General features: G+C 62.8%; 10 protein-coding genes and 2 pseudogenes. All 12 read right to left on the bottom strand.

Annotation, left to right across the window (positions count from 1 at the left end):
* Positions 1–75: 75 nt before the first annotated feature.
* Positions 76–318: pseudogene (locus OKB81_RS17945) on the bottom strand (amino acid ABC transporter substrate-binding protein); the annotation flags it as partial.
* 459 nt (positions 319–777) lie between these two features.
* Positions 778–1,089: a DUF2845 domain-containing protein gene (locus OKB81_RS17940; protein WP_029313965.1), complete on the bottom strand. Its 312-nt coding sequence runs from the start codon at positions 1,087–1,089 to the stop codon at positions 778–780.
* On the bottom strand, positions 1,074–2,087 hold the full coding sequence (locus tag OKB81_RS17935) for an ABC transporter permease (RefSeq protein WP_160837992.1): 1,014 nt from the start codon (positions 2,085–2,087) through the stop codon (positions 1,074–1,076). Before OKB81_RS17935 ends, OKB81_RS17940 begins: the two co-directional genes overlap by 16 nt.
* Before the next feature lie 79 nt (positions 2,088–2,166).
* Complete coding sequence (locus OKB81_RS17930; protein WP_045523520.1) at positions 2,167–3,048, bottom strand: ABC transporter ATP-binding protein; 882 nt, start codon at positions 3,046–3,048, stop codon at positions 2,167–2,169.
* A gap of 137 nt (positions 3,049–3,185) precedes the next feature.
* On the bottom strand, positions 3,186–3,797 hold the full coding sequence (locus OKB81_RS17925) for an FKBP-type peptidyl-prolyl cis-trans isomerase (RefSeq protein WP_010673478.1): 612 nt from the start codon (positions 3,795–3,797) through the stop codon (positions 3,186–3,188).
* 191 nt (positions 3,798–3,988) lie between these two features.
* Positions 3,989–4,108, bottom strand: a complete 120-nt coding sequence (locus OKB81_RS17920) for a copper homeostasis protein CutC (RefSeq protein WP_080769928.1) — start codon at positions 4,106–4,108, stop codon at positions 3,989–3,991.
* Positions 4,109–4,116: 8 nt separating this feature from the next.
* A pseudogene (locus OKB81_RS17915) lies at positions 4,117–4,203 on the bottom strand (copper homeostasis protein CutC); the annotation flags it as partial.
* A 41-nt stretch (positions 4,204–4,244) separates the two neighbouring features.
* Entirely contained in the window at positions 4,245–4,970 is a 726-nt protein-coding gene (locus tag OKB81_RS17910; RefSeq protein WP_160837994.1) for a copper homeostasis protein CutC, read from the bottom strand.
* A gap of 41 nt (positions 4,971–5,011) precedes the next feature.
* A complete protein-coding gene (locus OKB81_RS17905) occupies positions 5,012–5,914 on the bottom strand; it encodes an ROK family protein (RefSeq protein WP_045523530.1) in 903 nt (300 codons plus the stop codon).
* A 109-nt stretch (positions 5,915–6,023) separates the two neighbouring features.
* On the bottom strand, positions 6,024–6,530 hold the full coding sequence (locus OKB81_RS17900) for a GNAT family N-acetyltransferase (RefSeq protein ID WP_039039287.1): 507 nt from the start codon (positions 6,528–6,530) through the stop codon (positions 6,024–6,026).
* Positions 6,518–7,333, bottom strand: coding sequence for a M48 family metallopeptidase (locus OKB81_RS17895; protein WP_160837996.1), 816 nt, complete (start codon positions 7,331–7,333; stop codon positions 6,518–6,520). The genes OKB81_RS17900 and OKB81_RS17895 overlap by 13 nt, the downstream gene beginning before the upstream one ends.
* Positions 7,334–7,485: 152 nt before the next feature.
* A complete protein-coding gene (locus tag OKB81_RS17890) occupies positions 7,486–8,460 on the bottom strand; it encodes a PstS family phosphate ABC transporter substrate-binding protein (RefSeq protein ID WP_010673473.1) in 975 nt (324 codons plus the stop codon).
* Positions 8,461–8,783 lie beyond the last annotated feature (323 nt).

The raw sequence follows: 8,783 nt of genomic DNA, 5'->3' as shown, positions 1-8,783 counted from the left end.
CTATCTGGAAAAGGTACTGGATGCTGGGTTGGCTAAATTGACCTCAATTTAACAATTTGTTCACGCTCTCACCCTGGAGACATACTTGACCTTGCTGGCGTCCCCCAGTACCGCGGCGGCCACGGCGCGGCACACGTCCACGTCGAGCCCGGTCCAGGTTCCCTTGGCATCCGGGTTGGAGAACCCGGGCAGGCCGTCACCGACCCCGCACTGCACGAATCCCTTCTTCTTGACGGCATCCAGCGTACCGTCCGCCCACGCATTGGCTGCCATCAGCGACAGCGCCATCACCATACCTGCCTTGTGTATCTGCTTCATGTCACTCTTCCCTGTGGTTTGATTCGAACAGGCATCAAAATCTAGCGAGATGCCATCGTTTCCCTGCTTTTTGGCAGCTTATCCAGCCGCAGAAAAACCTGTCAATCGGTGCAATCCGGCCCAACCATGGTGCAACAGAACAAAATATCTAAACGGGGGAATATGCACTCTCAGAATCAAAAGTAGACCCTTATTTGCCAAATAGCCTGCTGCTTAAAACCCTTCTTGGCATGAGGATTATTTTCGAAAATAAATCGGCTGCACCGCATTGGGGCAGCCATTTCTGCTGACAACTGACTCATCAGATTCAGTTTTATGCCAAAAGCACCAGAGTGAGGCAGCATGACTCCATATGGAAAAATGGCGATAACAGGCAGGGAAAAGCAACAGAAAAAGAGGTAAAAGGCGGGAAAATGGCGACCTCATCTCCCGCAGGCTGGGCTTCAGAAAACCAGGAGGTCATCCTCCCCGTGGACCATCCGCAATGTCGGTGATGACGCCGTTTTCGACGGTGACAAACTGCATGAATTCCCGCTTGCCGAAGTTGTAGGTCCAGCGCTCGGCATACTTGACCGTCACTCTCGCCCCGAAGCCGTTCTCCTCGAAGCGGGTGAGATCTTCCTTGAGCATCGGCTGGCCGCAGCGAACCAGCAGCTCTGCCGTGGTGTCTCCCTCGGTCAGCAAGGCGTTCTTGCAACGCAGGGTACCTGCCTGCACAGGCAAGGCCGCCACCAGCAACAACCACAGAACAGGTTTCATTTTGCACTCCATTTGAACAGCATGGCTCCCAGCGAGATGCACACCAGGGCGAACACCATGACCTGACCCAGAGGGCCTGCCACCTCCTGCCATCCCGCCCCTTCCAGCATCACGGCGCGGGCTGCTTCGATGATCTGGCTGAGGGGCAGCCTGGCCGCAAGCTGCTGCAGCCAGGCGGGCGCGCCTTCCAGAGAGAACCAGACACCGGATAAAAACATCATGGGCAAGCTGATGAGATTGAGCAAACCGCTCGCCAGCTCCTCGTTCTGCAGGCGAGCGGCGATGAGCAGGCCAAGGGAGGCCATGGCCGTTCCTCCCGCCAGAGCGATCACCAGCAGCAGCCACCCCGACCCGATGAGGGGCACATCCAGCAGCCAGTAGGCCGCGCAGAAGACCAGCAGGCTCACCACCAGGGTGATCAGCACCCGTGACAGCAACTGGGCGAAGAGAAACTCCAGCGCGCCGAGCGGCGTGGCTCGCAGCCGTTTCAGCACCCCGTTCTTGCGATAACGCACGATGACAAACCCGACCCCGAACAGGCCGGAGAACATCAGGTTCATGCCGATCACCCCGGGCAGCAGCCAGTCGCCGTAGCGGATGGCGCGCCCGCTCAGGGACTCTCTTTGCAAGGGCTCCTGCACCGCCTGGCGCAGCAGATACTCGGCCATGGCCCCCTGAGGGGCATCCGGGTTTATCCAGTAACGCCCCCCGGCGGGTGAGAGCAGCAGGTCCAGCTGATGGTGACGGACCTTGAGCTGGCCCCTCGACGCCTCGTCATAGGGGATGATCTTGAGCAGCGGCACGGCGCGCAGCGGGGCATAGGTTGCGGGTAGTTCCCCCACCACCCCGATCTGCACCAGCGGTTTGGGCGGGCCGGAGAAGATGAGGGAGAAGCCGATGACCAGCAGGAGCGGGAAAAGCAGGTTCCACACCAGGGCCGCGCGATCGCGTACGAACTCGAGGGTACGGGCAAAGAAGAGCGCCCCGATGCGCTTGAGGGATCCCTTCATCGTCCACTCCCGGGATTGCATGTCGGCAAGGCGTACCGCAGCACGGAGGCCACGGTCAGACAGAACTCGGTCATCCCTCTCATGCGCCGCTCCGCAGGCTGTGACCGGTCAGGTTCAGGAAGAGATCTTCCAGATTGGGGGAGCGCACCTGCATGCCGGTGAGCGGCACACCAAGATCCAGCAAGGCTGGCAGCAGGGTCGCCACGTCGGGGCAACAGAGCTCCACCTGATCGCCGACCGGACGCAGGGGATAGCCGAGTCCAGCCAGGGCCGGGTGACCCCCAAGACGCACCAGCACGCCGTCGAAGTGTTGCGCCAGCAAGGCAGCCGGCGTATCCAGACTGAGCAGGTGGCCGTGATCGACGATGGCAATCAGATCGCACAGCTGCTGCGCTTCGTCCATGTAGTGGGTGGTGAGCACCACCGTCTTGCCCTGGGCCTTGATCGCCTCTATTCGCTGCCAGAAGTGGTGGCGCGCCTGGGGATCCAGTCCTGTGGTGGGCTCATCCAGAAACAGCAGTTCGGGATCCCCGAGCAGGGCCAGGGCCAGCAGCAGGCGCTGACGCTGGCCCCCCGAGAGCTTGCGACTGTCCCTGTCGATGAACTCGCCCAAGGCGCACAGATCGATGAGCAGCTCCCGTGGCAAGGGATTGGGGTAGAGGCTGGCGAACAGACGCAGGGTATCGCGCACCGTCAGGAAATCCTGCAGCGCCGTGTGCTGGAACTGGATGCCGATGCGGGAGCGATAATCCGGGCCGCGCGGGGCGCCGTGAAACAGGATCCGGCCGCTGTCCGGAGTGAGGATCCCCTCCAGCAGCTCGATGGTCGTGGTCTTGCCCGCCCCGTTCGGGCCGAGCAGGCCGAAACAGCTGCCGGCGGGAATGGCAAAGCTGAGCCCGTCCACCGCCTTGACGCCGGGGAAGTGCTTGACGAGATCGACGACCTCGATGATGGCTGCCATGGCGTGTCTCCCTCACATGGCCGGAATGGACGACGCTCTGACTATATCCAAATCCCCGCCGAAGGCACATGGCCCGTTTGGGCGGCCCAAAAACAAACGGCGACCTCAGGGTCGCCGTTTGCATCACGCCAGCCGGATCACAGGATGTCCAGCAGCTCCACTTCGAATACCAGAGCAGAGTACGGCGGGATAGAGCCGGCACCACGGGCACCGTAGGCCAGATCCTGCGGAATGTAGAGCTTCCACTTGGAGCCAACCGGCATCATCTGCAGCGCTTCCACCCAACCGGCGATCACGCCGGTCACCGGGAACTCGGCCGGTTGGCCGCGCGCAACGGAGCTGTCGAACACGCCACCGTGGGTGAAGGTACCGTGGTAGTGCACGCGCACGGACTGACCGGCAACCGGCACGGCGCCATTGCCTTCGACCATGACTTCATATTGCAGACCGGAGTCGGTGGTCTTCACTTCGGCGCGCTTGGCGTTGTCGGCCAGGAAGGCTTCGCCTTCGGCGGCAGCGGCCTTGGCGGCAGCTTCCTGCTCTTCCTGCATGCGGGCGGTGATCACCTGGAAGGCATCGTTGATATCGTCACGGCTGACCGCAAACTCCAGGCCGTTCAGGGCATCTGCCAGACCTTGTTGCAGGGCCGGGATATCCAGACCGGCGAAGGCTTGCTGAGCCAGTTGGTCGCCCATGTTGCGGCCGATGCCGTAGCTGGCCTTCTGTTCGATAGAGTCGTATTGGGACATTGAGAGGTTGCTCCGGGTCCTGATGGTAAAAGAGACGGGATGATAACAGACTTTTTTGCACCGTGCTGCCAAGACGCCCCTCAATTGCCCGCCGGTGGGAGACGCCTCACATCGGCCCCCTCATCCCCACCCCTTCTCCCGCAAGGGGAGAAGGGAGCAAAACAGAGCACCATATCGCCGCACGGCCTGTATCAGGCCCTGTCCAGCAACGCCCGCACCGCCGCGACCTTGGCGCCGTCGGTGATGTTGACCCGGCCGTCGTCCGAGGTGCCCATGTTGTCGTCACAGAGAGAGGCACCATGGCGCCGCACGGCCTGTATCAGGCCCTGTCCAGCAACGCCCGCACCGCTGCGACCTTGGCGCCGTCGGTGATGTTGACCCGGCCATCGTCCGAGGTGCCCATGTTGTCGTCACAAAGAGAGGCACCATGGCGCCGCACGGTCTGCATCAGGCCCTGTCCAGCAGAGCCCTCACCGCCGCGACCTTGGCGCCGTCGGTGATGTTGACCCGGCCATCGTCCGAGGTGCCCATGTTGACACCATGGGGCACCATGCCGCCGCGCCAGCCCATGCCGGACATATGTACTTCATTGACGCCGGTGAATTCGATGATGGTGCGCACGTTGTCAGCGTTGACCCCGGCCCCCGGCATCAGGCTGGCCCGTCCCGCCAGCGCCTGGTGCATGGCTTGCAAGGTTTCGAGCCCCGCCAGCGCGGTCGGCGCATGGCCGGAGCTCAGAATGCGCTCGCAACCCGCCGCGACGATCGTCTCGAGATCCAGCCGCCAGTCGGAGGAGAGATCGATGGCCCGGTGGAAGGTGACGCCGAGCGGCCCCGCCGCCTCGACCAGTTGCCGGAGCTTGCCTTCGGGTACCCGTCCATCTTCATCCAGCAGACCGACCACCACCCCTTGCAGGCCGGCGGCACGGGCGGCGGCGATATCCTGCAACATGATGTCGAACTCCCCCTCGCCAAAACAGAAATCCCCGGCACGGGGTCGGATCATGGCGTAGACGGGGGTGGTGGCGTGGCGCGCCACCTGCTGCATGAAACCATAGGAGGGAGTGAGACCGCCCAGCCCCAGCGCAGAGCAGAGCTCGATGCGATCGGCGCCGGCCGCCTGGGCGGTGAACAGGGATTCGAGGTTGTCGATACAGATTTCAAGACGGGTCATGATGACTCCTTGTTCGGGGAGATCAGACCCTCTGTCCGATCTCACAGATTGAGCAGGGCTGCACCGCGCACACCGCCGGCACCACCGAATCGGGCCTCGCGGATCGCCGGCAGGGCGACACCGGGCAGCAGGTGGCCGGGCAGACGTTTGGGCAGCTCCTCATAGAGGGCTGGCAGGGCGCTCAGGCCGCCCCCCAGCACCACCACATCGGGATCAATCACCGAGATGGCGGTGGCGAGGCCGGCGGCGATGATCTCGAGCCAGCAGTCGATGGTCGAGAGGGCCGCCGCCTCACGGGCATCGGCACGGGCGACGATCTGGTGGCCGCTCACCCGTTCCCCATGAACATGGTGGTATAGCCGCTCCAGGCCCGTGCCCGACGCATAGGTTTCGAAACAGACCAGGCGCCCGCAGCCACAGCGGGGACGGGGCAAATCCGGGTATTTCATCAGGATAGTGGCGGGCAGCGGGTAGTGGCCTATCTCCCCCGCCAGCCAGTTGCGCCCCTGGATGAGCTTGCCCGCCAGGTAGACGGCGCCGCCGATGCCGGTGCCTATGGTGACGCCGAGGGCGCTGCCAGCACCGTCTGCGGCCCCCTGATGCACTTCCGACCAGAGGAAACAGTTGGCGTCATTGTCGACCTTGACCGGTCGGCCCAGCAGCTCGGCCAGATCCGCCCCCAGATGGCGGCCATGGATGGCGGGCAGGTTGGCCGCCACTATGCTCCCGTCGAGGCGATTGAGGATCCCCGGAAACCCGATGCCGACGGCCCCTTTCACCCCGAAGCGCGCATCCGCCGCCTCGACCCGCTCGCGGATCAGCTGCTGCAACCCTTCGTAATCATTGCCGGGAGTGCTCATGCGCTCCTCGTGACAGAGATTCAAGGCGCCGTCATACACAGCGAACGCTATCTTGGTGCCGCCAATGTCAAATCCGTAGTACATGCCACACTCCCTTGCGGTGGACCCGGCCACCTCGGTCTGTCCAGATGGGGCACATTGTATTAATTCGCAAAAAAAATAAAGTGACCGGGGGCGAAAAACGGGAGCCAGCTCAAAGCAAACGGAACATTTGTCGCTGTTGGCAAGGTTGTCCGAGGCTCATCAGGGTGCGCTCCTGACCGTCGAACATGAAGCCGCGGCGCAGGTAGAATCCCTCGCCGATGTGATTGCCATCCAGCAGCCAGAGCCTGACGCACTCGCAACCGGCCCGGCGCATCTGCACCGCCACCGCCTGCCACAGCCGTTTGCCATGACCCTGACGCCAATGATCGGGATGAAGGTAGAGTGCCCGGATCCGCGCCGTCATCAAGCCTTCCTCCAAAGAGGGCTGCCAGTAGAGCAGGCCGATGACCACGTCGTCCTGACAGACCAGCATGGGAACGGGGCCGGGCTCGGCGAGCCGATGTCGCCAGATCTGCAGGTGGTCGGTCACCGCCAGCTGGGCCAGCATGTCGGCCCCCAGCACCTCCCCGTAGGCCGCCAGCCAGCTCGCCCGCTGCATCACCGTCATGGCGGCGGCATCGGCGGGACGCGCCAGGCGCAGGCTTACGCCTTGCACTGGGAAACCAGCCCTGATGCTTTCGCCTGCTGGTACAGGGGCTGCACCTCGGCCTGCTGGGCCTGCAGGTTGGCGATCCGGCTCTGGTCGCTGGGGTGGGTGGAGAGCAACTGGGGCGGTGCCTTGCCACCGGAGGCAGCGCTCATGTTCTGCCACAGGGTGACGGCTTCGGCCGGGTTGAACCCGGCGCGGGCCATCAGCTCGAGACCGAGTCGGTCCGCCTCGCTCTCCTGGGTTCTGCCATAAGGCAGGGCTATCCCCACCTGGACCCCGAGGCCCAGGGCGGCCATGGTGGCAGCGCCCCCAAGGCTGTCGCTGCTGCCGATGGCGGCGTCCGCCACCGCCAGCCCGATACCGGTCAGCTGATCCCGGGAGAGACGCTCGTTGGAGTGCTGGGCCAGCACGTGGGTCAGCTCGTGACCGATGACGGTGGCGAGCTGGTCCTGATTCTTGGCGACTTTCAGCAGGCCGCTGTACACGCCTATCTTGCCGCCGGGCAGGGCGAAGGCGTTGATCTCCTTGGAGTCGAACACCACCACCTCCCAGCTGGTGATGCCATAGCTGGCAGGCACCTGAGCGGTCACCGCCTTGGCCACGCAGCCCACATAGGCATTCATCCTGGCATCCGTGCTCACCTTCTCCTGCTGCTTCATCTGGGTGAAGGAGTCGGCGCCCAGCTGGTTCATCTGCTGGGGGGAGAAAAGCAGCATCTGGTTGCGACCGGTCGGTGACTGGGCGCAACCGGCCAGCAGGGCGCTGCACAAGGCCGTCAGGGCCAGTCTGGAGAGGGAAGATGCGCGCATGAGAGGGTCCTTTGCCGTGAAGTTGCCCTATTCTCGGAAATGCCGCCGCCCGGCGCAAGCCGGGCGCTGCGCCCTGCGACCAAAAAGATCCTGGGGCGCACCAATGAAAACGAGCCCGCATGGGGCTCGTTTTTCTGCAAGGGCTCGTTCTGTTACATGATGCCCAGCTTCTTCAGGTCGGCCTGAACCACCTTGGCCGGGACAGGCACATAGCCGTCCTTGGCAACGATGGTCTGGCCCGCCTTGGAGAGCATCATCTTCACAAACTCCTGCTCCATCGGGGAGAGCGGCTTGTTCGGATGCTTGTTCACATAGACGTACAGGAAGCGCGACAGCGGGTACTTGCCGGTGATGGCGTTGTCGGAGTTCGCCTCGATGAAGGTCTTGCCATCCTTGGAGAGCGGAACGGCACGTACGCCGGAGGTGACGTAGCCGATACCGGAGTAGCCGATGCCGTTCAGGGAGGAGGAGACGGACTGTACCACGGAGGCGGAGCCCGGCTGCTCGTTCACGCCACTCTTGAAGTCACCGTTGCACAGGGCGTGTTCCTTGAAGTAACCGTAGGTACCGGACACGGAGTTGCGACCGAACAGTTGCAGATCCTTGCCGGACCAGCTGCCGTCCAGACCCAGATCAGACCACTTGGTGGCCGCCTTGGCTTCGCCGCACTTGAGGGTGCTGGAGAAGATGGCGTCGATCTGCGACATGGTCAGCCCCTTGATGGGGTTGTCCTTGTTGACGAACACGGCCAGGGCATCGACGGCGACGCGGATGGCGGTCGGCTTGTAGCCGTAGCGCTTCTCGAATGCCTCCTCTTCACCGGCCTTCATGGCGCGGCTCATGGGGCCAAACTGGGCGACACCCTCGGTCAGGGCAGTCGGTGCGGTGGAAGAACCGGCGGCCTGGATCTGCACGTTGACGTTGGGATACATGCGCTTAAATTCTTCGGCCCACAGGGTCATCATGTTGGCCAGGGTGTCCGAGCCGACAGAGGACAGGTTGCCCGAGATGCCGCTGGTCGGTGTGTATTCCGGCAGGTCTTTATCCACACCGGCAGCCAGAGCGCTGACAGAAAACAGGGTTGCTGCGGTGAATCCGATGACACCAGCCAGTTTGTTGAGTTTCATCCAATCTCTCCAAGTCCAAGGTTGCAGAAGGCAATCGTCAGGTTGACGTCTATACGTGGTTGACACCCGATCGCAATGATCCGTGGGCCAGCACCACTCCTTCTCCAGTGTTACAGAAGGTCCGTTCTTTAAGACGGCGCCAGTATCTGGCCTGGCAGTGACAAATTTATGGAATTTATATGACACTTTGATGACATGGGCCGAGAATGGCCCGGATGAAAAAAGGTTCTTCGCGGGATCCTGGGAAAGTGGAAGTTGACAGACAGGGTGCTGGTAAACTGGCTGTCTCCAAACACACCACCACCATCACCCTGCTGTCGCCG

Origin of the sequence: Aeromonas sp. QDB56 (assembly GCF_027705505.1) — a bacterium.
In the GTDB taxonomy this organism is placed as follows: domain Bacteria; phylum Pseudomonadota; class Gammaproteobacteria; order Enterobacterales; family Aeromonadaceae; genus Aeromonas; species Aeromonas caviae.
This window is presented reverse-complemented; position numbering and strand designations above follow the sequence as displayed.